The following is a 25,540-nucleotide window of genomic DNA, read 5'->3' on the forward strand; positions in this document are numbered from 1 at the left end:
TTTAAGCTATGCGCGTACTTCCTGATTCGCGTCTACGGTTTAGGGGATGTTTCGATAAGAAGTCTAGGACGGTTTGAGGTTTTCGAGCGTTGGCCGTCCGGCTGTCGTTCGGAGGCAGGCCTGAAAACAGAAAACCCCGCCAATGGCGGGGTTTCGTGTTTGTTCGGTGTAGCGACTGGAATCAGCCGTGCAGTGTTTCTGCTGCGTACAACGTATTTTCCAGCAGGCAGGCGCGGGTCATCGGGCCGACACCGCCAGGCACTGGCGTAATCCAGCCAGCGCGAGGCAGGGCAGTTTCGTAGATCACGTCGCCGACCAGCTTGCCGTCTTCCTGACGGTTGATGCCGACGTCGATCACGATTGCACCTTCCTTGATCCACTCACCCTTGACCAGGCCCGGCTTGCCGGCGGCGACCACCACCAGATCGGCGCGGCCGACGTGGCCGGCCAGATCCTTGGTGAAGCGGTGAGTAACGGTAACGGTGCAACCGGCCAACAGCAATTCCATCGCCATCGGGCGGCCAACAATGTTGGATGCCCCGACAATCACGGCGTCCATCCCGTACAGATCCGCCCCGGTGCTTTCCAGCAGGGTCATGATGCCTTTGGGTGTGCACGGGCGCAGCAGCGGAATGCGCTGGGCCAGACGGCCGACGTTATACGGGTGGAAACCGTCGACATCCTTGTCCGGACGAATGCGCTCCAGCAATTTGGAGGCGTCCAGGTGGGCAGGTAGAGGAAGCTGAAGCAGAACGCCGTCGATTGCCGGGTCGTCGTTCAGGCGATCGATCAGCTCGGTCAGCGCTTCTTGAGTGGTTTCAGAAGGCAGGTCGTAGGCCTGGGACAGGAAGCCGACCTCTTCACAGTCTTTACGCTTGTGCGAGACATAAACCTGAGAGGCAGGATCGCTGCCGACCAGGATCACCGCGAGGCCGGGCGTGCGCAGGCCTTGCTGGCGACGCTCGGCAACTCGTTTGGCGATCTGCTGGCGCAGGCTGGCGGCGATTGACTTGCCGTCGATAAGTTGTGCAGTCATTGCGCGTGATTAACCATCGAGAGGGGAAAAAAAGAGGGCGCATTCTCGCATGTCAGGCGGCAAGGGCAAAGGCGCTTGGTCTGCAAATTCCTCTAAGCCCTTTAATTAAATGAATTTTTTTTAAAAAGGATTTGACGGCCTTTGGGGCGCTCTATACTATTCGTCGCACTTGTCGGGCACAGCCTAGCACTGGATGAGAAGGTCGAGCGGGATTACGGTTCTGCGAGACTGGAAGCACTTAGTTTGTAGTCCTCCAAGAGTACAGATTAATAAGGCGCCCGTAGCTCAGCTGGATAGAGCATCCGCCTTCTAAGCGGATGGTCGCAGGTTCGAGTCCTGCCGGGTGCGCCATTAGGCAGCTTTGGCACAAGTAGCGCAATATGGTGGGCGTAGCTCAGTTGGTAGAGCACGGGATTGTGACTCCCGTTGTCGAGGGTTCGATCCCCTTCGTCCACCCCATATTTCGAAAGGCGCCAGATTAACAGTCTGGCGCCTTTGCTTTAACAGCTTCAAGCCGCGGATGTGGTGGAATTGGTAGACACACTGGATTTAGGTTCCAGCGCCGCGAGGCGTAAGAGTTCGAGTCTCTTCATCCGCACCAAATAAAGCTTCGCCCAGGCCGTTTGGCCTGGCTGGGGCAAAGCAAGGAAGTAGTTTGGTTTCTTTGCAATGCAATATGGTGGGCGTAGCTCAGTTGGTAGAGCACGGGATTGTGACTCCCGTTGTCGAGGGTTCGATCCCCTTCGTCCACCCCATATTTCGAGAGGCGCCAGATTTTACAGTCTGGCGCCTTTTTTGTTTTAGCGGTTCGAGTTTTCAGCGACTGCATGTCCTGAGTCGCAGGGGTGGGGTGTTTCGTCGTATTTTTGTTTCTCGATGATGCCGCGCCGCGCGCCGGCCTTGCTCGCAAGGTCGGCTGTCAGGGAGATGCCTGCTACTTCTTCTATATATAGAAGAGGTGGTGCAGAGCCCTGGCTTGACTGGCTGTATTTGCTAACAGGGCGAGGCACAACCGTTTGTCCCTCGCCTATAAATTGCCTGCTGTTTTTTTACCCGTTTTCAGTAGGGTGACTTCTTGAGTTTGACCCACTAGAATGCATGCCCTTGATTCTGGGGTCGGAAACGGCCGGCTAACGTCTGTGCAACGAGGAATATCCATGCAAGTTTCTGTTGAAAATACTTCTGCTCTTGAGCGCCGCATGAGCATCACCGTGCCGGCTGAGCGCATCGAGACTCAGGTCAACAAGCGTCTGCAGCAGACCGCCCAAAAGGCCAAGATTGCTGGCTTCCGTCCAGGCAAAGTGCCAATGAGTGAAATCAAGCGCCGTTTCGGTGCTGATGCGCGCCAGGAAGCTGTAGGCGATGTGATCCAGTCCTCCTTCTACGAAGCTGTCGTTGAGCAGAAGCTGAACCCGGCTGGCGCTCCTTCGATCGAGCCTAAATCGATCGAAGCTGGCAAAGATCTGGAATACGTCGCGATTTTCGAAGTGTTCCCAGAGTTCACTGTAGCCGGTTTCGACGGTATCACCGTTGAGCGCCTGAGCGCTGACGTGGCTGACGCTGACCTGGACAAGATGCTCGACATCCTGCGCAAGCAGAACACCCGTTTCGAAGTGGCCGAACGTGCTGCCCAGAACGAAGACCAACTGAACATCGATTTCGTTGGCAAGGTTGACGGTGAAGTGTTCGCTGGCGGTTCCGCCAAAGGTACTCAGCTGGTGCTGGGTTCCGGCCGCATGATCCCTGGTTTCGAAGACGGTCTGGTTGGCGCTAAAGCTGGCGAAGAGCGCGTTCTGAACCTGACCTTCCCAGAGGACTACCAGAACCTCGACCTGGCAGGTAAGACTGCTGAGTTCACCGTGACCGTGAACACTGTTTCCGAGCCAAAACTGCCAGAGCTGACCGAAGAATTCTTCGCTCAATTCGGCATCAAGGAAACCGGTCTGGAAGGCTTCCGCACCGAAGTTCGCAAGAACATGGAGCGCGAGCTGCGTCAGGCGATCAAATCCAAGGTCAAGAATCAGGTCATGGACGGTCTGCTGACCACCAACCCGATCGAAGTGCCAAAGGCTCTGCTGTCCAACGAAGTTGACCGTCTGCGCGTGCAGGCTGTTCAGCAGTTCGGCGGCAACATCAAGCCTGATCAACTGCCGGCCGAGCTGTTCGAAGAACAAGCCAAGCGCCGCGTTGTGCTGGGTCTGATCGTGGCTGAAGTGGTCAAGCAATTCGACCTCAAGCCAGACGAAGCCCGCGTTCGCGAAATGATTCAGGAAATGGCTTCGGCCTACCAAGAGCCTGAGCAGGTTGTGTCCTGGTACTACAAGAACGACCAGCAACTGAACGAAGTCCGTTCGGTTGTGCTGGAAGAACAAGTTGTGGATACTGTTCTGCAGAAGGCTAACGTGACCGACAAAGCGGTCTCTTACGAAGAAGCAGTCAAGCCGGTAGAAGCTCCACAAGCCGACTGATCGTTTCTGCGCTAAGAAGTAATCACCATAAGCCAGCCTTCGCGCTGGCTTATGCGTATTCAAGACATAACTATTTGGGAGTGACTGCAGAGCATGTTCCGTAATTCGTATATTCAGCAGAACTCTGATATCCAGGCCGCAGGCGGCCTGGTCCCGATGGTTGTCGAGCAGTCTGCTCGTGGCGAGCGCGCTTACGACATTTACTCGCGTCTGCTCAAGGAGCGAGTAATCTTTCTGGTTGGTCCGGTAGAGGACTACATGGCCAACCTGATCTGTGCGCAACTGCTGTTCCTTGAAGCGGAAAACCCGGACAAGGACATCCATCTCTATATCAACTCCCCGGGCGGTTCGGTGACAGCAGGCATGTCGATCTACGACACCATGCAGTTCATCAAACCCAACGTGTCCACCACTTGTATTGGCCAGGCCTGCAGCATGGGCGCGTTCCTGTTGACGGCCGGTGCCGCTGGCAAGCGTTTCTGCCTGCCGAACTCGCGTGTGATGATTCACCAGCCATTGGGCGGTTTCCAGGGTCAGGCATCGGATATCGAAATCCATGCCAAGGAAATCCTCTTCATTCGTGAGCGTCTCAACACGCTGATGGCCAAGCACAGCGGGCACACGCTGGAAGAAATCGAGCGCGACACCAACCGCGATAATTTCATGAGCGCAGAAGCCGCGCGTGAGTACGGGTTGATCGATGAAGTGATCAGCCAGCGCCCCGCTTAAATAAGCAGCTCAAAATAGGCTTGGTCGGCCGCTCCGATCACTAGCGGGCTTGAAAAAGCCCGCAATAGCCTTCATCTTGTGTTGCAAGCCTATCGGATTTGGATCGAACGAATGACTGACACCCGCAACGGCGAGGACAACGGCAAGCTGCTCTATTGCTCCTTCTGTGGCAAAAGCCAGCATGAAGTGCGCAAATTGATTGCCGGCCCCTCGGTCTTTATCTGCGACGAGTGCGTCGACCTGTGCAATGACATCATCCGTGAGGAGGTGCAGGAAGCCCAGGCCGAGAGCAGCGCGCATAAATTGCCTTCGCCTAAAGAAATCAGCGGCATCCTTGATCAGTATGTGATTGGTCAGGAGCGTGCGAAAAAGGTTCTGGCCGTAGCGGTGTACAACCACTACAAGCGTCTGAACCAGCGTGACAAAAAGAATGACGACGTCGAACTCGGCAAGAGCAACATCTTGCTGATCGGCCCGACAGGCTCGGGTAAAACCCTGCTTGCCGAAACACTGGCCCGTTTGCTGAACGTTCCGTTCACCATCGCCGACGCAACCACCCTCACCGAGGCCGGTTACGTAGGTGAAGATGTCGAGAACATCATTCAGAAGCTGCTGCAGAAGTGCGATTACGATGTGGAAAAAGCCCAGATGGGCATTGTCTACATCGATGAAATCGACAAGATTTCGCGCAAGTCTGACAACCCGTCGATCACCCGGGACGTTTCCGGTGAAGGCGTACAGCAGGCCTTGCTCAAGTTGATCGAAGGCACGGTCGCTTCCGTTCCGCCGCAAGGTGGTCGCAAGCATCCGCAGCAGGAATTCCTTCAGGTCGATACCCGTAACATCCTGTTCATCTGCGGTGGTGCGTTCTCCGGTCTGGAGAAGGTTATTCAACAGCGCTCCACCCGTGGCGGCATCGGCTTCAACGCCGAGGTGCGCAGCAAGGAAGAAGGCAAGAAAGTCGGTGAGTCCCTGCGTGAAGTCGAGCCTGACGATCTGGTCAAGTTCGGTCTGATCCCGGAATTCGTCGGTCGTCTGCCGGTCCTCGCCACGCTGGACGAGCTTGATGAGGCTGCGTTGATGCAGATCCTTACCGAGCCGAAAAATGCTCTGACCAAGCAGTATGCCAAGCTGTTCGAGATGGAAGGCGTGGACCTGGAATTCCGGGCCGACGCACTGAAATCGGTCGCCAAACGTGCCCTGGAACGCAAGACCGGTGCCCGTGGCCTGCGTTCGATTCTCGAAGGTGTATTGCTCGACACTATGTATGAAATCCCCTCGCAGTCCGAGGTGAGCAAAGTAGTGATCGATGAAAGCGTTATCGAAGGCAAATCCAAGCCACTGTATATCTACGAAAACAGTGAGCCGACTGCCAAGGCCGCGCCAGACGCTTAAGCGTCACGCAGCTGGAATAAAGAAGGGGCCTTCGGGCCCCTTTTCTTTTAAAGCGTTTTAACACCCTCTTTGCGCTTGTTTTTTTTGAAAGCAGCCCCCATCTTGGTTTCAAGCTTACATCCATCTGTTTACGGCCTAATGGCCGCCGTAGAGGCGAAATCATGAAGACAACCATCGAATTGCCTCTCTTGCCATTGCGTGATGTCGTGGTTTATCCGCACATGGTTATCCCGCTGTTCGTGGGGCGCGAGAAATCCATCGAAGCCCTCGAGGCTGCGATGACGGGCGACAAGCAGATCCTTCTGCTGGCTCAGCGGAACCCTGCTGACGACGATCCCGGTGAAGAAGCACTTTATCGCGTAGGTACCATCGCCACTGTTCTGCAACTGCTCAAGCTGCCTGACGGCACCGTCAAGGTTCTGGTCGAAGGCGAGCAGCGGGGCGCCGTGGAGCGCTTCAGCGAAGTCGACGGCCACTGCCGCGCCGAAGTCTCGCTGATCGACGAAGTCGACGCGCCTGAGCGCGAGTCGGAAGTGTTTGTCCGTAGCCTGCTGGCTCAGTTCGAACAATATGTACAGTTGGGCAAGAAAGTCCCGGCTGAAGTCCTGTCGTCGCTCAACAGCATCGACGAGCCAGGCCGCCTGGTCGACACCATGGCCGCGCACATGGCCCTGAAGATCGAGCAGAAGCAGGAAATTCTCGAAATCATCGATTTGTCGGCCCGGGTCGAGCACGTCCTGGCGTTGCTGGATGCCGAGATCGACCTGCTGCAAGTCGAAAAACGCATTCGCGGTCGCGTCAAAAAACAAATGGAGCGCAGTCAGCGCGAGTACTACCTGAATGAGCAGATGAAGGCCATTCAGAAGGAGCTCGGCGACAGCGAGGAAGGCCACAACGAAATCGAAGAGCTGAAAAAGCGCATCGATGCCGCCGGCCTGCCGAAAGATGCCTTGGCCAAGGCCCAGGGCGAACTGAACAAGCTCAAGCAAATGTCGCCAATGTCCGCGGAAGCGACCGTGGTGCGTTCGTATATCGACTGGCTGGTTCAGGTGCCGTGGAAGGCTCAGAGCAAGGTGCGTCTGGACCTGGCTCGTGCCGAAGACATTCTCGATGCAGACCACTACGGTCTGGACGAAGTCAAAGAACGCATCCTCGAATACCTCGCCGTGCAAAAGCGCGTGAAGAAAATTCGTGGACCGGTGTTGTGCCTCGTCGGTCCTCCAGGGGTGGGTAAAACCTCTCTGGCGGAGTCGATTGCACACGCCACCAACCGCAAATTCGTCCGTATGGCCCTCGGTGGCGTACGCGATGAAGCGGAAATTCGTGGTCATCGCCGGACTTATATCGGTTCGATGCCCGGAAGATTGATTCAAAAGATGACAAAGGTCGGGGTTCGCAACCCGCTGTTCCTGCTCGATGAAATCGACAAAATGGGCAGCGATATGCGTGGTGACCCAGCGTCGGCGTTGCTGGAAGTGCTCGATCCGGAGCAGAACCACAACTTCAACGATCACTATCTGGAAGTCGACTACGACCTGTCCGATGTGATGTTCCTTTGCACCTCCAACTCCATGAACATTCCACCGGCGCTGCTGGACCGGATGGAAGTGATTCGTCTGCCGGGCTACACCGAAGACGAGAAGATCAACATCGCCGTCAAATACCTTTCGCCCAAGCAGATTCAGGCCAACGGCTTGAAGAAAGGCGAGCTGGAATTCGACGCCGAAGCGATCCGCGACATCATCCGCTACTACACCCGCGAAGCCGGTGTGCGGGGGCTGGAGCGCCAGATTGCCAAGGTTTGCCGCAAGACGGTCAAAGAGCACGCACTGGAAAAACGCTTCTCGGTGAAGGTCACTGCCGAGATGCTGGAACACTTCCTGGGCGTGCGCAAATTCCGCTACGGTCTGGCTGAATCCCAGGACCAGATCGGTCAAGTGACCGGCCTGGCGTGGACTCAAGTGGGTGGCGAATTACTGACCATCGAAGCCGCTGTCGTACCGGGCAAGGGCCAGTTGATCAAGACCGGTTCCCTGGGTGATGTGATGGTCGAATCGATCACCGCCGCACTGACCGTTGTTCGCAGCCGTGCCAAGAGCCTGGGGATCCCCCTGGACTTCCACGAGAAGCGCGACACGCACATCCACATGCCAGAAGGGGCGACCCCGAAGGACGGCCCTAGCGCCGGTGTAGGCATGTGCACGGCCCTGGTGTCGGCATTGACTGGCATTCCTGTGCGCGCGGACGTCGCCATGACAGGCGAAATTACCCTGCGTGGCCAGGTGCTGGCGATCGGCGGTTTGAAGGAAAAACTGCTGGCGGCACACCGCGGCGGGATCAAGACGGTGATCATTCCTGAAGAGAACGTACGCGATTTGAAGGAAATTCCTGACAATATTAAGCAAGATCTGCAGATTAAACCGGTTAAATGGATTGACGAGGTCCTGCAAATTGCGCTGCAATACGCGCCGGAGCCCTTGCCGGATGTGGCTCCGGAGATAGTTGCAAAGGATGAAAAACGCGAGTCTGACTCTAAGGAAAGAATTAGCACGCATTAGTACGCATTTGCCTGGGGGGCTTCCTTGACAGCTTTTTAGAGCCCTTGTTATAAAGCGGCTCTTAAGTGTCTGTAGGCCATTCAGCACTCGTTTTTGCTTTCACCAAAAAACTTAGAATCATACTCAAATAGATATAAGGGGACTTAGAGTGAACAAGTCGGAACTGATTGATGCTATCGCTGCATCCGCTGATATCCCGAAAGCTGCTGCTGGCCGTGCGCTGGACGCTGTAATCGAATCCGTCACTGGCGCTCTCAAGGCTGGCGACTCCGTTGTTCTGGTTGGTTTCGGTACGTTCTCCGTCACCGATCGTCCTGCTCGCATCGGTCGTAACCCACAGACCGGTAAGACGCTGGAAATCGCTGCAGCCAAAAAACCAGGTTTCAAAGCCGGTAAAGCACTGAAAGAAGCTGTCAACTAAGTTCGATTCAGGTTTTTGCCTATCCGGGTCGGGGTCATGCCTGACCTGGCAGCGGAGCGGTAGTCCAGCCAACAAGTCGTTGATCTGAGACACCGAGGGTCGCAAGTTCGAACCCTCGGTCCGTTCCGCCAGTTACGAGAAGGCGCATCCCCGGATGCGCCTTTCTTCTATCCGGATTCTACCCACGCTCCACGGTTGCCTAATTTTGAAGTTCAACCGTTTCTGGGGGACGCATGCTGCAGAATATCAGGGACAATTCACAAGGCTGGATTGCCAAGACCATTATCGGGGTCATCGTTGCACTGATGGCTTTGACCGGTTTCGACGCCATTTTCCAGGCCACGACGCACAGCAATGATGCGGCCAAGGTCAACGGCGAAGAAATCAGCCAAAACGAGCTGAGCCAGGCCGTCGATATGCAACGCCGTCAGCTGATGCAACAGCTGGGCAAGGATTTCGATGCGTCGTTGCTCGACGAAAAAATGCTGCGCGAATCGGCCCTCAAGGGCTTGATCGATCGCAAACTGCTGCTGCAAGGCGCAGAAAAGTCGAAGTTCGCTTTCTCCGAAGCCGCTTTGGACCAGGTGATCCTGCAGACGCCTGAATTCCAGGCCGACGGCAAGTTCAGCCCTGAGCGTTTCGACCAGGTGATCCGTCAGCTGGGTTACAGCCGTATGCAATTCCGCCAGATGCTGGCTCAGGAAATGCTGATCGGTCAGCTGCGCGCAGGCTTGGCCGGCAGTGGTTTCGTCACTGATGCACAGGTGCTGGCGTTCGCCCGTCTGGAAAAACAGACCCGCGATTTCGCTTCCCTGCCCATCAAGGTTGATCCGTCAGCGGTCAAGCTGACCGACGACGAAGTCAAGGCGTACTACGACGAACACGCCAAGGAATTCATGACGCCGGATCAGGTGGTCATCGATTACCTGGAATTGAAGAAGGCTTCCTTCTTTGATGAGGTCAGCGTCAAGGACGAAGACCTGCAAGCGGCGTATCAGAAAGAAACCGCCAACCTGGCCGAACAACGCCGGGCTGCGCACATTCTGATCGAAGTGAACGACAAAGTGACCGAGGCGCAAGCCAAGGCCAAGATCGAGGAAGTGCAGGCGCGCTTGGCCAAAGGCGAGAAATTCGAGGCGTTGGCCAAGGAATTCTCCCAGGATCCGGGTTCGGCGAACAACGGCGGTGACCTCGGTTACGCCGGTCCTGGCGTCTACGATCCAGCGTTCGAAAAAGCGCTGTACTCGTTGAACAAGGACCAGGTGTCCGAGCCAATCCGTACTGACTTCGGTTTCCACCTGATCAAGCTGCTGGGCGTTGAAGCGCCGGAAGTTCCGACGTTTGCCAGTCTCAAAGGCAAGCTGACCCGTGAGCTGAAAACCCAGCAGGTCGAGCAGCGTTTCGTCGAGGCGACCAAGCAACTGGAAGATTCGTCGTTCGAAGCCTCTGACCTGGCCCAGCCGGCGCAAGACTTGAAGCTGACCGTCCACACCTCCGCGCCGTTCGGCCGTGAAGGTGGCGAAGGTGTTGCGGCCAACCGTGCCGTGGTCACTGCAGCGTTCAGCCCTGAAGTGCTGGATGAGGGTGCCAACAGCACCGCCATCGAACTCGATCCGGAAACCGTGATCGTGCTGCGCGCCAAGGAACACCTGAAGCCTGCACAGTTGCCGCTCGAAAGCGTGGCCGCGAGCATCCGTACGCAATTGGCCAAGGAGCACGCCAGTGCTGCCGCCAAGACCCAGGCTGATCAGTTGATCGCCAGCCTGCGTGACGGCAAGACCCCACTGGACAAGGCCATCGACGGCCAGAACTGGAAGGTCACCGCAGCCGCTACTCGCGCACAGGAAGGGGTTGACCCAACTGTGCTGCAAGCGCTGTTCCGCATGCCCAAGCCTGCCGCCAAGGACAAGCCGACCTTCAGCAGCGTGACCCTGGCCGATGGTAGCCTGGTGATCGTGCGCTTGAACGGCGTGAACGAAGCCGCAGCGCCGACCGATGAAGAGAAGGCTCAATACCGTCGCTTCCTCGCTTCGCGCATCGGCCAGCAAGACTTTGCGGCCTACCGCAAGCAACTGGAAAGCGAAGCGGACATCAAGCGTTTTTGATGACTGACTGAGTTTTGCGCGATACAAGAACCCCGGCCGAAAGGCCGGGGTTTTTTATGGGTGGAGCAAAAGATCGCTCTGCCCATCGGGAATCCATCACCGTATGCGACTTTTCCCCCATATAACGGTCAACACACCTGTAACCGTTTTAAGACACTAATCGATGCGACGCTATGCATCGTTCTGTTGCACAATACGCCCCGGACCGTTTTCTCTCAGGATGTTCAATGTTTAGATCAATTCCCATGCGTATCGTCGGGCTGGCACTGGTGCTGGCCGTTGCTGCCGGTTGTTCGTCGAAGAAAGCCGCCATCTATGAGCATGAGAACTTCGACGATTCCGGAACGTTTTCACGCAGCTATCCGGTGACCGATGCGCAGACCTGCGAAGCTGCTCGTCGCGCCTTGCTCAGCCAGGGCTACATCATCACCAGCAGCGACCCGAAACTGGTCAGCGGCCACAAGAGCTTCCAGCAGACCGGCGAGACCCACATGGAGATCAGCTTCAGTGTGGTGTGTGCCGATGATGGCTCTGAAGGCCACCACGCGACCATGTTCGCCAACGCCCTGCAGGACCGCTATGCCCTGAAGAAAACCAACAACTCCGCCAGCCTCGGCGTCGGTGTGTTGGGCTCGGTGTCGATGCCGATCGGTTCGTCCGATGATTCGATGGTCAAGGTGGCCAGCGAAACCGTATCCTCGGCCAAGTTCTACGAGCGTTTCTTTACCCTGGTGGAATTGTTCCTGCCGCCGGAAGCGAAGAAAGCCGCGCACATTGTCGAAAAACCGAAAACCGACCTGGGCGTACCTGAAGCCAAGGCTGCACCAGCACCACTGGTGCCCACGCCAGCGCCCGCACCTGCCGCAGAGCCTGTAGCGGCGCCAGCACCTGTCGAGGCGGCCCCTGCGGCCTCAGAACCGGTCACTCCGCCAGCAGAATCGGCCCCGATCACTCCCGTTGAATCGTCCGAGCCCGCGCCGGCCGAGACCATCACGCCACCGTCGCATCCGGACAACATGCCGCCCCCAAGCGAACCTATTCCGGCCCAGTAAGCGATCCAGGCGTTACGGGAGCGTGTCGAACGACACGCTCCCGTAATGGCCATCAAGCTTGACCCACGTCAAACCAGGCCGTTGTCCTACGGCCTGTATCGAAAAAATCCTGTGATAAATTCCTGACCACCTGCTACGTTTTATTCAGTAGCGGCAGAGTGTCGTGTGAACGTCATTTTTCTTTCACGCGGGCACTTTATGCTCAAGGCGCTGGTTAGTTGATCAGGCCATTTTTAATGAGCGATGGGGGACACCACATTGGACGATTATCAAGAAGAGTTGCTCGAGTACTCGGCGTTTGAACTGGATCCACTGGAACCGGCCGAAGACGCCACCGAGCTGTAAGGCTTTACGCGGATTGGCGATGACTGCGGCGAAACTCGCCGGGTGTCTGGCCGTTCCAGCGTTTGAAGGCCCGTTGAAAGGCTTCGGCTGAGGCAAAGCCGAGCAGATAGGCGATTTCCCCGAATGCCAGTTCGGTATCGCGGATGTAGGTCATGGCCAGGTCGCGGCGAGTGTCGTTGAGAATTGCGCGAAATTGCGTGCCTTCCTCGGCGAGTTTGCGACGCAAGGTCCAGGTCGGCAGCTTCAGGCGTGCCGCCACTTCTTCCAGGTCGGGTTCCCGGCCACCATTGAGTAACGGCCCCAGCAACTGAGTGATGCGTTCACGCAGGCTGCGGGTGCGTGTCAACTGTTCCAGTTCCCTTTCACACAATTGCAGCAGGTGCCGCCAGGTGCTCGGGCAGTGTTGCGGGTTGCGCTGGGCGAGGGCGTTCAGGCTCAGGCGCAGTTGGTTGTGCTCGGCGCCGAACTGGATCGGGCAATCAAACACGCTGTAGGCTTCTCGATACAGCGGTTCTTCGAATTCGATCTCGATGCGCTCGGCACGCAGCGGGGCAGGGCTCACGCTGGACAACTGCTGCAACCAGCCGGCGATGATCGAGTCCACCACGAAGCGGTTGTAGGCGTTGTAGGGGCTGATGGAATAGAAGCGCAGCCAGGCGCCCCGAACGTCTTCGTGAAAGCTCGACTGGCCGCGATAGTTGGAACCGTACAAGGCTTCGAAACGAATCAGGCAACGCGCCGCTTCTCGCACGGTCGGCGCCTGGGCGGCGGTGACGCCAGCCAGGCCGGCCTGACTCAAGCGACTGAGCTGGCCCATGCGCAAGCCCAGCGCCGGGTCGCCGGTCAGTTGAATCGCCCCGTGGCCCAGGCGCATGTAGCGCGGGATCGACAGTCGCGCACCGGCTTCGCCCAGGCGCGCCGCGTCGAGGCCGTACTGTTCGAGCAAGGGCTGTGGGTCGGCGCCGTGGCTGTGCACGGCATCGGCCAGGCTATGAACGAAGCCCACCGACAGATCCCCGAGGCGCATCGGCAGCGGCTTCATGGTTTACAACCAGAGGTTCAGCATGCGCGCGCCACGCTCATTGCCGTCGGCGGAGTGTTGACCATTGTTGCTGAGGAAGCTCTGACCGGCGCTGCCCTTGTCCCAGAACTGCCCGCGCAGGAATACGCTCATGCCGGCGATGGCCTGGCTGCTGGGTGGCTGGGCGATCAGGGTCAGGCGATGCCAGGCCTGGCCTTCGCTGAGTTCACCGGCCTTGAGGCTGACCGAGCCGGGTGTCGACAGGCCTTTGTAACCGCGCCACGGTTTGTCCCAGGTGCCGCGCCCGACGACGAACGCCGGGACCGCCACCAGTTGCGCGCCTTGGTCGTCGAGTTTGCGGTAGTTGTCCGGGTACCAGCTGTCGCTGCCGATCAAGATGCCCAAGCGTCCGGCCGGGGTGTCAATTACGTTGACCGTGTGATCGGTGTTGGCGGCGAGGGTGTCCTGTTCCGCGAAGATCGGGTGCATCTGCCGTTGCGGTTGTCCGATCGGCACACCGTCTCGACCGAACACCACGGTGCTGTTGAACAGCGCGCCGTGACCGATTTTCAGGCTGCCATCACGCACACTTGGCTCCGGCAGCACGATGGAGCCGGCCACCAGGGTCACGTGGAATTCTTTCGCCAGGCCACCGAACAGCGCCTGGTAATCCTTGGCCATGCTTTTGGCCTTCATGCGCAGATGAGCGTCGTCGAGGCGACTGGCGCCCTTGGCGCTGATCAGCGCGCGGACGAATTGCAACGGATTGCTCGCCGCCAGCCAGTTCATGGCTTCCTTCAGGGTGCTGGCCTGGTACAGCTCATCTTTCTCGCCGCTGACCATCAGCCAGGTGCCGACATGTTCCGGCAGCACCACGATGGTTTTGTCGTTCAGCAGGCCCTGGTCCTGGGCTTTTTGCAGATAAGCCGCGAGTTTGCGGTGCAAGCGCTCGGGGCTTTGGTAGTCGGTGGGGAACAGCTCGGGCTGGATGCCCAGCAGATTGCCGCGATCGGCCGGGGTGCCTTGATCGACCGCCAGATTGATCCGCAGGTCTGACAGGTAATGACCCACCGGACGGTCCGCGGCCCACATGGCGTAGGTCGTGAGGGCGGCGATCAACGCCATGGAAAAGGTCAGGTACAGAAGTTTGCGCATGGGAAAGCAGTCAACGGCCGTGTGCAGGATTCGTCGACTAGGGTAGGGCCACGGTCGGCGCTTGCCAAGGGGCGCTGCGCATTTGGATCAATAAGTTGTGAGTTTGGGTCATTGAGTGACAACGATGCGACTCTTAGTCTGTGCCACATGACTGACAGGGGCCGAAGAGCTCCTGCACTTTTTCCGTGATCGCTCGATGTGGAGTTACCGATGGCCGCCGCTCATTACCCGCACCTGTTGGCCCCGCTGGACCTGGGTTTTACCACGCTGCGCAACCGCACCCTGATGGGCTCGATGCACACTGGCCTGGAAGAAAAGCCCGGCGGTTTCGAACGCATGGCGGCGTATTTTGCCGAACGTGCCCGGGGTGGTGTTGGCCTGATGGTCACTGGCGGTATCGGCCCGAACGATGAGGGCGGGGTGTATTCCGGCGCGGCCAAGTTGACCACCGAGGAAGAAGCGCTCAAGCACCAGATCGTCACCCGCGCGGTGCACGAGGCGGGCGGCAAGATCTGTATGCAGATCCTCCACGCCGGGCGTTATGCCTACAGCCCGAAACAGGTTGCGCCGAGCGCAATCCAGGCGCCGATCAACCCGTTCAAGCCTAAAGAGCTGGACGAGGAAGGCATCGAGAAGCAGATCAGCGATTTCGTCACCTGTTCGAAACTGGCGCAAGTCGCCGAGTACGACGGCGTCGAAATCATGGGTTCCGAAGGTTATTTCATTAACCAGTTCCTCGCGGCCCACACCAACCACCGCACCGACCGTTGGGGCGGCAGCTACGAAAACCGCATGCGCCTGCCGGTGGAAATCGTCCGCCGCGTGCGTGAAGCGGTCGGTCCGAATTTCATCATTATCTTTCGCCTGTCGATGCTCGACCTGGTGGAAGGCGGCAGCAGTTGGGAAGAAATCGTCACCCTGGCCAAGGCCATCGAGCAGGCGGGCGCCACGATCATCAACACCGGCATCGGCTGGCACGAAGCGCGGATTCCGACCATCGCCACCAAAGTGCCGCGCGGTGCGTTCAGCAAGGTCACGGCCAAACTGCGCGGTTCGGTGAGTATTCCGCTGATCACTACCAACCGTATCAACACCCCGGAAGTCGCCGAGCAGATCCTGGCGGAAGGCGATGCCGACATGGTCTCGATGGCCCGGCCGTTCCTCGCCGACGCCGATTTCGTCAACAAGGCTGCTGCTGGCCGCGCGGATGAAATCAACACCTGCATCGGTTGCAACCAGGCGTGCCTCGACCACACCTTCGGTGGCAAATTGACCAGTTGCCTGGTCAATCCGCGTGCCTGTCATGAGACCGAGCTCAATTATTTGCCAGTGCAGCAGATCAAGAAAATCGCCGTGGTCGGTGCCGGTCCTGCCGGTCTTTCCGCCGCCACCGTGGCCGCCGAGCGTGGCCATCAGGTGACGCTGTTCGATTCGGCCAGCGAAATCGGTGGCCAGTTCAACATCGCCAAGCGCGTGCCGGGCAAGGAAGAATTCTTCGAAACCCTGCGCTATTTCAACCGCAAATTGCAGACCACCAACGTCGAGGTGTGCTTGAACACCCGCGTCGATGTGGCGCAATTGGTGGCGGGCGGTTACGACGAGATCATTCTTGCCACCGGCATCGCGCCGCGTACCCCGGCGATTCCGGGCGTTGAGAACGCCAAGGTCTTGAGTTACCTGGACGTGATCCTCGAGCGCAAACCGGTGGGTAAGCGTGTGGCGGTGATCGGTGCCGGTGGTATCGGTTTCGACGTTTCGGAGTTCCTGGTGCACGAAGGTGTGGCCACCAGCCTCGACCGCGCCGCGTTCTGGAAAGAGTGGGGCATCGATACGCACCTCGAAGCGCGCGGCGGCGTGGCCGGGATCAAGGCCCAGCCCCATGCCCCGGCCCGTGAGGTGTTCCTGCTGCAACGCAAGACCTCCAAGGTCGGCGACGGCCTGGGCAAGACCACCGGCTGGATTCACCGCACCGGGTTGAAGAACAAGCAGGTGCAGATGCTCAACAGCGTCGAATACCTGAAGATTGACGACGAAGGCCTGCACATCCGCATCGGCGAAACCGGCGAGCCGCAAGTGCTGGCGGTGGACAACATCGTGATCTGCGCCGGGCAGGATCCGCTGCGTGAATTGCAGGACGGTCTGGTCGCGGCCGGGCAGAACGTGCATCTGATCGGCGGTGCGGACGTCGCGGCCGAGCTGGATGCGAAGCGGGCGATCAACCAAGGATCGCGCCTCGCTGCCGAGCTCTAATCCGTAGCCGCAATCGAGCGTAGCAGCTGTCGAGCGTAGCAGCTGTCGAGCCCCAGCGAGGCTGCGTTCGGCTGCGAAGCAGTCGTAAAAACAACCACCGCGGTGTTACAGATAAACCACGGTGAATGGATTGACGACTGCTTCGCAGCCGAACGCAGCCTCGCCGGGGCTCGACAGCTGCTACAGCTCGACAGCTGTTACAGGGGAGGGCTCACTGTAGACTGCTGTCTTTTGACCCAATGCGTAACGCCAATGCTTTCTCCTCCCAACTTCTGGCTACCCCAAGCCCCGCTCAGCCCCCTGCACCTCGACTGGCTCACCGCAGCCGGCATCGAAGTCGCCATCCTGCGCCTGGACCAAATCGACCCGCTGATCAGCGGCAACAAGTGGTTCAAACTCATCGAACACCTTCACGCCGCTGACCAGGCCGGTGCCGACGGCATCATCAGCCTTGGTGGCGCTCACTCCAATCATCTGCATGCCTTGGCCGCAGCAGGAAAACGCTTCGGTTTCAACACCGTGGGATTACTGCGCGGTCATCCACACGACACGCCGACCGTAAAGGACCTACAGGACTTCGGCATGCAGCTGCACTGGTTGGGTTACGGCGGTTATCGCGCGCGGCACGAGGCGGGTTTCTGGCTGCCGTGGCAGGCGCAATACCCGACTCTGCACCCGGTGCCGGAAGGGGGCGGCGGTTTGCGTGGGGCGCAGGGCTGCATGCAGCTCAGGGATCAAGTGCGAGAGCAATTGAACGGTCTGGGCTGGGACGACTACGACGGCTGGTGGCTGGCCTGCGGAACCGGCACCACCCTGGCCGGCCTGGTGCTGGCCGAGGCGGGCGAGCATCTTGTCTATGGCGCGTTGGCGGTGCCCGACGATCATGGCGTGGCGCAGCAGGTTGAGGCGATTGTGGGAGGGGCGGAGCCGGCTTATGCGCTGTTCGAGGCCAGTCGCGGTGGGTTTGCCAAAGTGGACTCGCTGTTGACGGAATTCATCGAACAGACGGAACAGGTCAGTGGCATTCCCCTGGAGCCGCTGTACACCGGCAAAGCACTGCTGGCACTCAAACAACACGTTGAAGCGGGAAGATTCGCCCACGGCACGCGGCTGATCTTCATCCATACCGGTGGCTTGCAAGGGCGACGGGGTTTCAATATCCCGTAGGAGTTGTGCCAGTTTTGCGAATCACCCCCGCTTGGGCATCATCCGCAACAACGTGTTATCCCCCACCACATAGTGGTGATACAGCCCGGCCACGGCGTGCAGGCCGATCAGCCAGTAGCCGATAGTCCCGCCCAGTTCATGCCAACCCTGAATCCGCTTGGCCAGCGCTTTGTCTTCGGAGACCAGCAACGGCAGGTCAAACCCGTAGAACATCACCTGATGGCCCTTGGCGCTCGTGACCAGCCAGCCGAGGATCGGCATGGCGATCATGAACAGGTACAACGCCCAATGCATCAATTTGGCCAACGTGGTTTGCCAGCGCGGCGACGCGGGGAAGATCTGCGGCGCCGGGCCCAGGCTGCGGGCGAACAGCCGCAACCACACCAGCACAAACACCGTCAGGCCGAGCATGAAGTGCGATTCGGTGATCAGCGTCCGGCCACCACTGCCTTTGGGAAAGACCCCGCGAAATTCGATGCAGGCGTAAACCAGTGCCAGCAGCACCAGCATCAGCCAGTGCAACGTGATCGACACCGTGCTGTAACGTGAATCGGAGTTCTTCCAGGGCATACGGGGCTCTCCACAGGTCAATGCTCAAAGTGCCGTTCTTGTGCGGCGCTGTGCTTTAACTGTAAGCCTGTTTTGCCGTATTTGCCTGAGGCGATTTGCCTTCGTAGTGCTCTGGATCAGGTATTAACCCTGTGTAGGAGCGAGGCTTGCCCGCGAAGGCGTCGTATCAGCCAACATCTTTGTCGACTGACACGCCGCCTTCGCGGGCAAGCCTCGCTCCTACAGGGTTCCCGGGGGATCAGCTGCTTTGCGGCATCTCACCGTTGGCCAGGCGCTTGTTGATATCGGCGATCACCTGCGGCAGATCGGTGATGGTGTCGATCATGTAGTGCGGCCGCGAACCTTCGAACATCCCGTGAATGCGCTTGCGCTCGCTGGCCAGTTCTTCGCTGCCGAGGGCCTGATAACCCGCGTAATCCAGACCCAGCGCATTGCCGGAGCAGATCAGCGCCACGGTCCACATGCCGGCGCGGCGACCTTCCAGAATGCCCGGCACCGTGTCGTCGATCTTCACGCAGGCCGCGACATCGTCGATGCCCAGGGCGATAACGTTGGCTAGCGCCTGAGCCGGCCATGGGCGGCCGTTGGGCACTTCGTCAGTGGCGACCACATGGTCAGCGACGTAACCGTTGGTGGCGGCCAGTTCCACCACTTTGTCCATCACCTGTTTCGGGTAGCCGGAGCAGGAGCCGATCTTGATCCCTTGCTGACGCAGGTTGGCGATGGTTTCCAAAGCGCCGGGGATCAGCGCCGAGTGCTCGGCGATTTTCTCGATTTGCAGCGGCATGAAGCGTTTGTAGATGGCGGTGACGTCATCGTCGGTTGGCGTACGGCCGAACGCCTTGCGATAACGCTCGGCAACCTGCGGCTGATCGCACAGGGTACGGATGTGGTCCCACTTGCCCATGCCCATCGGCCCGCGGGCTTCTTCGATGGAGACCTGGACGTCGAACTCGGCGAAGGCTTCGACAAAAATCTGCGTCGGCGCGAACGAGCCGAAATCGACCACGGTGCCGGCCCAGTCGAGGATGGCGGCTTGGAGTTTGCTTGGGTTTGCGTAGTTCATGTCGTTGATCCCTTGTAAGCGAGGCTTGCCCGCGAAGAACGATAACTCGGTGTGCATGGAGGACCGCGTCGCCTGTGTTCGCGGGCAAGCCTCGCTCCTACAGGTTCGGCGGCGTCTGCTGATTCAGATTTCGATTACTTCCATCTCGCGCAACACCTCGGCAATCGCCGCCACCGCCGCGTGCATTTCGGGCGGGTTGACGTGGCCGATGCAGCCGACGCGGAAGGTTTCGACCTGGGTCAATTTGCCGGGGTAGAGGATGAAACCCTTGGCCTTGACCCGTTCGTAGAACTCCTTGAACTGGTAACGCGGGTCTTTCGGTGCGTGGAAGGTGACGATGATCGGCGCCTGGATCGCGGCGGGCAGGAAGCTGCGCAAGCCGAGTTGGGCCATGTCATCGAGCAACACCTGGCAGTTGTTGGCGTAGCGCTGATGCCGCGCCGGCAAACCGCCTTCTTCGTTGTATTGCAGCAGGGCTTCGTGCAGGGCCGCGACCACATGGGTCGGCGGGGTGAAGCGCCATTGACCGGTCTTGGCCATGTAGGTGTGCTGGTCGAACAAGTCCATCGCCAGCGAATGCGAGTTGCCGCCGGCATTCGCCAGCGATTCCTTGCGAGCGAAGACGAAGCCCATTCCCGGCACACCTTCCAGGCACTTGCCCGAGGCGGCGATCAGTGCGTCGAACGGCACTTGTTGCGCATCGATTGGCAGCGCGCCGAAAGAACTCATGGCGTCGATGATCAGGCGTTTGCCGTGTTGGGCGATGACCTGGGCGATCTCCGGCAACGGGTTGAGAATGCCGGTGCTGGTTTCGCAGTGAATCAGCGCGATGTGGGTAATGCTCGGGTCAGCCCGCAGCAGGCGATCCACATCGGCAGCGGTGGTCGGTTCATCTTCGGCGGTTTCGAAGGTGCTGAACGGACGGCCGAGCACTTCGCAAATCTTCGCCAGGCGTTTGCCGTAGGCGCCGTTGATCAGCACCAGGACTTTGCCGTCACGGGGCACCAACGTGCCGATCGCGGCTTCGACGGCGAAGGTGCCGCTGCCTTGCAACGGCACACAGTGGTGAGTGTCGGTGCCGTTAATGATGGTCAGCAGCTGTTCGCAAAGGCTCGCGGTCAGTTGATTGAAGCGGTCATCCCATGAACCCCAGTCGACCATCATCGCCTGGCGGGTGCGGGCCGATGTGGTCAATGGGCCGGGGGTGAGCAGGATGGGTTCGGCAGTACTCATTCTCATGTCCTCGCAATCGATGGGATGACGCTACGGGGCTTAAATTGCAATTTGCCGTCGCATCAATCAAATTGTTTGTTGTTATGCCAACCATCAGTGAGGGTTATTCATGAACCTGTTCCAGCTCCGCGCGTTCGATGCCGTGGCCCGGGAAGGCAGCTTCACCCGGGCTGCCGCGCGGCTGTTTATCAGCCAACCGGCGGTCACCGGGCACATCAAGGCGCTGGAGGAGCACTACCAGATCACCCTGTTGCGCCGCACCGCACGACGGGTGGAACTGACGGAGGAGGGCACCAAACTGGCGGCGATCACCCGGGCCATGTTCGGCCTGGCGGAAGAGGCGCAAGTGATGCTGGAAGCCAATCGACAATTGCTCACCGGACGCCTGGAAGTGGCCGCGGACGGGCCACACATGGTCATGCCGATGCTCGCCAGTTTGCGTGCGCGTTATCCGGGGATCACGGTGAACCTGCGCTTGGGCAATGCCCAGGAAACCCTGGCGGCGTTGTTGTCCGAGCATGCTGACGTGGCGGTGCTGACAGAAGTCGAGCCGCGCAAGGGCCTGCATCTGCAAGCGTTGAGCGAATCACGGATTTGCGCATTGGTACCGGCCGGGCATCCGTGGGCGCAACGCGCGAAGGGTGTGCCGCTCAAGGAACTGGATCAGGTGATCATGGTACTGCGCGAGCCGAGCTCAATTACCCGGCGTACGTTTGATGACGCGTGCAGCCAGGCGAAGATTAATCCGCGGGTGCTGCTGGAGCTGGACAGTCGTGAGGCGGTGACTGAGGCCGTGGCTGCGGAGTTGGGGGTTGGCGTGGTGTCGTCAGTCGAAGTGAGCCATGACCCAAGGGTGGTGGCGGTGCCGATTATTGGCGAAGGGCTGATCAATCGACACATGATCGGCTGCATGGAGCGGCGGCGGGAGTTGCGTTTGATTCAGGCGTTTTTCGATTTAGCGCCTTCTACCTGACCTGATCGTTCCCACGCGGAGCGTGGGAATGCCTCAATGGACGCTCCGCGTCCGCTTTGGGACGCGGAGCGTCCCGGGCTGCATTCCCACGCGGAGCGTGGGAACGATCATTTGAGCAGGCTCTCGCGCACCATCTCCAGAAACGTCGCCACCACCCGCCGCGAACTCTGCTCGCGCAGGCACACCAGCGTCTCCGTCAACCGCCGCTTGCAGTCGGTAATCGGCAACGCGCAAACCCGCGAATCGGCACCAAACTCGGCGGCCGAAACCACGCCCACGCCAATCCCCACCACCACCGCCTCTCGCGCCGCCTCCCGGCCTTCGACCTGAATCGCCGGGCGAATGCGAAACCCGGCGCCGGCCATTTCTTCTTCCAGTGTTTGCCGCGTGACCGAGCCGATTTCCCGCAGCACCAATGGCGTGTCATCCAGGTCCGCCAGGCAAATCGACTCGCGATCCGCCCACGGATGATTGCGCGACACGAACGCCACCATCGGGTCATTGCGCAACGGCAACGAAATCAAACGTTCATCGCTGACGTCCCGACCGAGCAACGCCAAATCCGCCTGATAGTTGAACAACCGAAACAGCGATTCATCGGTGTTGCCGGTTTCGATCTTCACGCTGATGCCGGGGTAGCGCTCGCAGAACCGGGCGATCTGCGGCAACACATGGACGGGCGCATCGACCGCGAGGATCAGGCTCCCGGTTTGCAACGCCTGGGAATCCTGCAACAGCTCCTGGGCTTCGGCCTCGATGACGAACAGGCGCTGGGTGATGCTCAGCAAGCGCTCGCCCAGATCCGTCAGGCGTACCGAGCGTTTGTTGCGGTGAAACAGCAACACACCGAAACGCTCTTCCAGTTTGCGCACTTGGTCGGAAATCGCCGGTTGCGTGAGGAAAAGCCGCTCGGCGGCCTTGGTGAAGCTTCCGTGAACCGCCACGGCGTGGAAGGCTTTGAGTTGGGCGTGGGAAACCGACATCGAAACCTCCAGTAACAAGCTGAGCTTATATTGGAAATACGATAAATCGATTTCACTTATTAATCAGTAATTGTTTTTATCGGCCTCAGCCCCGGTGACTGGTCAGTCGAACAGCGTCGGTGGCCATGAGCCTGCGGGTGCAACAGCAGGACTCATCTGACCGATATCGCTTCAGGGACGCCGCGATATCGAAGTGCTCAACAATAAAAAAACAGGCGTTATTTCTCAATTTCTGCCGGCACACTCACACCCTGAGGTCAGAACCACCATGAACAAGCACATCGGCACCATCAAGCGTTGGCGCGTGCAGATCTTCGCCATCACCTGGCTCGCTTACGCCGCTTTCTATTTCACCCGCAAAGCCTTTTCGGTGGCCAAACTGGGGATCGCCGAAGACCCCACCTTCATGCTCGACAAAATGGCCATGGCCAACCTCGACGCAATCTACCTGACGGCCTACGCCATCGGCCAATTCACCTGGGGCATCCTTGCCGACCGTTTCGGCCCACGGGTGGTGGTGCTCGGCGGCTTGCTGATTTCCGCGGCAGCGGCGCTGGTGATGGGCAGTTTCGCCACGTTGCCGATCTTCGCCACCTGCATGCTGATCCAGGGCCTGGCCCAGTCCACCGGCTGGTCGGGGCTGTGCAAGAACCTCGGCAGTTTCTTTCCCTCCGAGCAGCGCGGACGGGTGCTGGGGTTATGGAGTTCCTGTTACGCCTTCGGTGGATTGGTGGCGTCACCGTTCGCCGGTTGGTGGGCCTACACGCTGATGGGCACTTGGCACGCCGCGTTCATTTCCAGTGCGGCGGTGGTTGGGCTGGTCGCCGTGCTGTTTTTTATTTTCCAACGCAATAAACCCGAAGACGTCGGCTTGCCCGCTGTGGAGCCGGAACCGGAGTTGAGCGCCGAAGAGGCTTACGCACAAAGCAAGATCAGCGTTCTGGAACCCCTGAAGGAGATCCTGCGCAACCGCACGGTGCTGGTGCTCGGGCTCTCGTACTTCCTGCTGAAGCCAGCGCGCTACGCGATCCTGTTATGGGGCCCGGTGATCGTCTTCGAACAGATGCCTTCGGTGGGCAAGGTCGGCGCGGCGATCATTCCGACTTCGTTCGAACTGGCCGGGCTGCTCGGGCCGATCATGATTGGCCTGGCCTCGGACAAACTGTTCGGCGCCCGGCGGATGCCGGCCTGTGTGATCAGCCTGCTGGCGCTCACCGTTTCCCTGGCGCTGTTCATGGGTGCCTTGCACACCGGCAGCGTGATGCTGGTGGTGGCGTTGTTGTTCGTCATGGGCCTGACCCTTTACGGACCGGACTCGATGATCAGCGGCGCGGCGGCGATTGATTTCGGCACCGCCAAGGCCGGCGCCACGGCGGCGGGTTTTGTGAATGGTTGCGGCTCGGTAGGGGCGATTCTCGGCGGCTTGCTGCCGGGGTATTTCGACTCGGTCACGGTGTTCATCATCTTCGCCGGTTGCGCGATGTTCTCGGCCTTCGTCCTGATCCCGCACTGGAACAGCCGCCCGGCCGGCCTGAGTCTCGACTGCGCGTTCGTGCCCAACCAACCCATGACCATCAAACCCCTGCGTACCTGAGGAAACCCCCATGAGACCTTTCTGGCTGGACCAAGCGCTGGCGGCGGAGCCCTGCGCGCCGTGCGAGCCACTGGCGGGCGACACCCGCGCCGACGTGTGCATCGTCGGTGGCGGCTACACCGGGTTGTGGACCGCGATCATGCTCAAGGAGCAAAACCCCGAGCTCGATGTGTTGCTGATCGAGGCCGACATCTGCGGCGCCGGCGCCAGTGGCCGCAACGGCGGTTGTGCACTGTCGTGGTCGGCCAAGTATTTCACCCTGGAACGCTTGTTCGGCGTTGAAGAAGCGGTGCGACTGGTCAAGGAATCGGAGCGCAGCATTTATGCGATCGGCACCTTCTGCGAGCAGTACGGGGTCGACGCCGATTACCGCCTCGACGGCACGCTCTACACCGCGACCAACCGCGCGCAATGCGGCTCGACCGACGCAGTGATCGCGGCGCTGGAGCGCAACGGGATCAACTCCTTTACCCAGCGACCGGTGGCGGATGTGCAGCGCATGGCCGGTTCCAGCAAGCACCTGGAAGGCTGGTTTTCCCCGGCGGCGGCGAGTGTGCAGCCGGGCAAACTGGTGCGCGGTTTGCGCCGGGTGGCGTTGCAACTGGGCGTGCGGATTCATGAAAACACCGCCATGACCGGACTGGAGGAGGGCAAGCCTGCGGGGATTCAAACGCCGAACGGCACGGTCCGCGCGGATCGGGTGGTGCTGGCGATGAATGCGTGGATGGCCCGGGCGTTCCCACAGTTCGAACGCAGCGTGGCGATTGTCTCCAGCGACATGCTGATTACCGAACCACGCCCGGATTTGCTCAATGACATCGGCTTGACCAGCGGCGTGACGGTGCTCGATTCGCGGATTTTCGTGCACTACTACCACAACACTCCGGACGGCCGGATCATGCTCGGCAAGGGCGGCAACACCTTCGCCTATGGCGGGCGGATGTTGCCGGTGTTCGATCAGCCGTCGCCTTATGCCGGGCTGTTGCGCAGCAGTCTGGCGGATTTCTTCCCGGCGTTTGCCGAGGTCAAGGTCGAGGCGACCTGGAACGGTCCTTCGGATCGCTCGGTCACCGGGTTGCCGTTCTTTGGCCAGATGAGCGCCAGCGGCAATGTGTTTTATGGCTTCGGCTACTCCGGCAGCGGCGTCGGGCCGTGTCACATGGGCGGGCAGATTCTGGCCTCGATGGTGCAAGGCCTGGACAACCCGTGGACCCGCTCGCCGCTGGTTAACGGGCCGTTGGGTTACTTCCCGCCGGAGCCGATTCGGTACCTGGGTTCGTTGATGGTGCGCAATGCGATCCGTCGCAAGGAGCGTGCTGAGGATCACGGACACCGGCCGCGGCATCTGGATGTGCGGCTGGCGAAGTTCGCGGCGGCGGCGGGGAAGGCTGACAAGGGTTAAATGCAACACAAGCCCCC

Annotated in this window: 19 protein-coding genes and 4 tRNA genes; 16 read left to right on the forward strand and 7 right to left on the reverse strand. The window is 59.5% G+C overall.

Annotated elements, in window-relative coordinates; all coding sequences use genetic code 11:
- Window positions 1–181 precede the first annotated feature (181 nt).
- Complete coding sequence (gene folD, locus HKK52_RS31315) at window positions 182–1,036, reverse strand: bifunctional methylenetetrahydrofolate dehydrogenase/methenyltetrahydrofolate cyclohydrolase FolD (RefSeq protein WP_169373960.1); 855 nt, start codon at window positions 1,034–1,036, stop codon at window positions 182–184.
- A gap of 274 nt (window positions 1,037–1,310) precedes the next feature.
- Between folD and HKK52_RS31320 the strand changes: the two genes are divergently transcribed.
- The 11 genes from HKK52_RS31320 to HKK52_RS31370 all read left to right on the forward strand — a co-directional run bounded on the left by HKK52_RS31320 (window position 1,311) and on the right by HKK52_RS31370 (window position 11,764).
- Window positions 1,311–1,387, forward strand: a tRNA-Arg gene (locus HKK52_RS31320).
- 32 nt (window positions 1,388–1,419) lie between these two features.
- A tRNA-His gene (locus HKK52_RS31325) sits at window positions 1,420–1,495 on the forward strand.
- A 57-nt stretch (window positions 1,496–1,552) separates the two neighbouring features.
- A tRNA-Leu gene (locus HKK52_RS31330) sits at window positions 1,553–1,637 on the forward strand.
- 78 nt (window positions 1,638–1,715) lie between these two features.
- A tRNA-His gene (locus tag HKK52_RS31335) sits at window positions 1,716–1,791 on the forward strand.
- A gap of 402 nt (window positions 1,792–2,193) precedes the next feature.
- The gene (gene tig / locus HKK52_RS31340) at window positions 2,194–3,504 is read left to right on the forward strand and encodes a trigger factor (RefSeq protein WP_169373961.1); all 1,311 of its coding nucleotides are present in this window, start codon (window positions 2,194–2,196) and stop codon (window positions 3,502–3,504) included.
- Window positions 3,505–3,597: 93 nt separating this feature from the next.
- Window positions 3,598–4,233 carry an ATP-dependent Clp endopeptidase proteolytic subunit ClpP gene (gene clpP / locus HKK52_RS31345; protein ID WP_008148423.1) on the forward strand — a complete coding sequence of 212 codons (636 nt, stop codon included), beginning with the start codon at window positions 3,598–3,600 and terminating at the stop codon, window positions 4,231–4,233.
- Window positions 4,234–4,344: 111 nt separating this feature from the next.
- Entirely contained in the window at window positions 4,345–5,628 is a 1,284-nt protein-coding gene (gene clpX / locus HKK52_RS31350; protein ID WP_133838758.1) for an ATP-dependent Clp protease ATP-binding subunit ClpX, read from the forward strand.
- A 161-nt stretch (window positions 5,629–5,789) separates the two neighbouring features.
- Window positions 5,790–8,186 (forward strand): endopeptidase La, encoded by a 2,397-nt coding sequence (gene lon / locus HKK52_RS31355; RefSeq protein WP_169373962.1) that lies wholly within the window; start codon window positions 5,790–5,792, stop codon window positions 8,184–8,186.
- 148 nt (window positions 8,187–8,334) lie between these two features.
- A complete protein-coding gene (locus tag HKK52_RS31360; RefSeq protein ID WP_002552737.1) occupies window positions 8,335–8,607 on the forward strand; it encodes an HU family DNA-binding protein in 273 nt (90 codons plus the stop codon).
- Between the two features lie 233 nt (window positions 8,608–8,840).
- Window positions 8,841–10,712: a SurA N-terminal domain-containing protein gene (locus HKK52_RS31365; protein WP_169373963.1), complete on the forward strand. Its 1,872-nt coding sequence runs from the start codon at window positions 8,841–8,843 to the stop codon at window positions 10,710–10,712.
- A 227-nt stretch (window positions 10,713–10,939) separates the two neighbouring features.
- Window positions 10,940–11,764, forward strand: a complete 825-nt coding sequence (locus tag HKK52_RS31370) for a DUF2242 domain-containing protein (protein WP_169373964.1) — start codon at window positions 10,940–10,942, stop codon at window positions 11,762–11,764.
- A gap of 349 nt (window positions 11,765–12,113) precedes the next feature.
- On the opposite strand, the gene HKK52_RS31375 is transcribed toward HKK52_RS31370, so the two are convergent.
- On the reverse strand, window positions 12,114–13,151 hold the full coding sequence (locus HKK52_RS31375) for an AraC family transcriptional regulator (protein ID WP_169373965.1): 1,038 nt from the start codon (window positions 13,149–13,151) through the stop codon (window positions 12,114–12,116).
- A gap of 3 nt (window positions 13,152–13,154) precedes the next feature.
- Window positions 13,155–14,285, reverse strand: coding sequence for a carbon-nitrogen hydrolase family protein (locus HKK52_RS31380; protein WP_169373966.1), 1,131 nt, complete (start codon window positions 14,283–14,285; stop codon window positions 13,155–13,157).
- Window positions 14,286–14,495: 210 nt separating this feature from the next.
- On the opposite strand from HKK52_RS31380, the gene HKK52_RS31385 reads away from it, so the two are divergent.
- The gene (locus tag HKK52_RS31385) at window positions 14,496–16,535 is read left to right on the forward strand and encodes an oxidoreductase (protein WP_169373967.1); all 2,040 of its coding nucleotides are present in this window, start codon (window positions 14,496–14,498) and stop codon (window positions 16,533–16,535) included.
- Window positions 16,536–16,787: 252 nt separating this feature from the next.
- The gene (locus tag HKK52_RS31390; RefSeq protein WP_169373968.1) at window positions 16,788–17,702 is read left to right on the forward strand and encodes a 1-aminocyclopropane-1-carboxylate deaminase/D-cysteine desulfhydrase; all 915 of its coding nucleotides are present in this window, start codon (window positions 16,788–16,790) and stop codon (window positions 17,700–17,702) included.
- 21 nt (window positions 17,703–17,723) lie between these two features.
- Here HKK52_RS31390 and HKK52_RS31395 read toward each other — a convergent pair whose 3' ends face one another.
- The 3 genes from HKK52_RS31395 to HKK52_RS31405 all read right to left on the reverse strand — a co-directional run bounded on the left by HKK52_RS31395 (window position 17,724) and on the right by HKK52_RS31405 (window position 20,571).
- On the reverse strand, window positions 17,724–18,272 hold the full coding sequence (locus tag HKK52_RS31395) for a cytochrome b (protein ID WP_169373969.1): 549 nt from the start codon (window positions 18,270–18,272) through the stop codon (window positions 17,724–17,726).
- A 238-nt stretch (window positions 18,273–18,510) separates the two neighbouring features.
- Window positions 18,511–19,338: a phosphonoacetaldehyde hydrolase gene (gene phnX, locus HKK52_RS31400; RefSeq protein WP_169373970.1), complete on the reverse strand. Its 828-nt coding sequence runs from the start codon at window positions 19,336–19,338 to the stop codon at window positions 18,511–18,513.
- Window positions 19,339–19,461: 123 nt separating this feature from the next.
- A complete protein-coding gene (locus tag HKK52_RS31405) occupies window positions 19,462–20,571 on the reverse strand; it encodes a 2-aminoethylphosphonate--pyruvate transaminase (protein WP_169373971.1) in 1,110 nt (369 codons plus the stop codon).
- A 109-nt stretch (window positions 20,572–20,680) separates the two neighbouring features.
- Between HKK52_RS31405 and HKK52_RS31410 the strand changes: the two genes are divergently transcribed.
- Window positions 20,681–21,544 (forward strand): LysR substrate-binding domain-containing protein, encoded by an 864-nt coding sequence (locus HKK52_RS31410; protein ID WP_169373972.1) that lies wholly within the window; start codon window positions 20,681–20,683, stop codon window positions 21,542–21,544.
- A gap of 107 nt (window positions 21,545–21,651) precedes the next feature.
- On the opposite strand, the gene HKK52_RS31415 is transcribed toward HKK52_RS31410, so the two are convergent.
- Window positions 21,652–22,527, reverse strand: a complete 876-nt coding sequence (locus HKK52_RS31415; RefSeq protein ID WP_169373973.1) for a LysR family transcriptional regulator — start codon at window positions 22,525–22,527, stop codon at window positions 21,652–21,654.
- A 268-nt stretch (window positions 22,528–22,795) separates the two neighbouring features.
- Between HKK52_RS31415 and HKK52_RS31420 the strand changes: the two genes are divergently transcribed.
- A complete protein-coding gene (locus HKK52_RS31420; protein WP_169373974.1) occupies window positions 22,796–24,121 on the forward strand; it encodes an MFS transporter in 1,326 nt (441 codons plus the stop codon).
- A gap of 10 nt (window positions 24,122–24,131) precedes the next feature.
- Complete coding sequence (locus tag HKK52_RS31425; protein ID WP_169373975.1) at window positions 24,132–25,523, forward strand: FAD-dependent oxidoreductase; 1,392 nt, start codon at window positions 24,132–24,134, stop codon at window positions 25,521–25,523.
- The last annotated feature ends 17 nt before the right edge of the window (window positions 25,524–25,540 follow it).

Source organism: Pseudomonas sp. ADAK2 (assembly GCF_012935755.1).
Taxonomy (GTDB): Bacteria; Pseudomonadota; Gammaproteobacteria; order Pseudomonadales; family Pseudomonadaceae; genus Aquipseudomonas.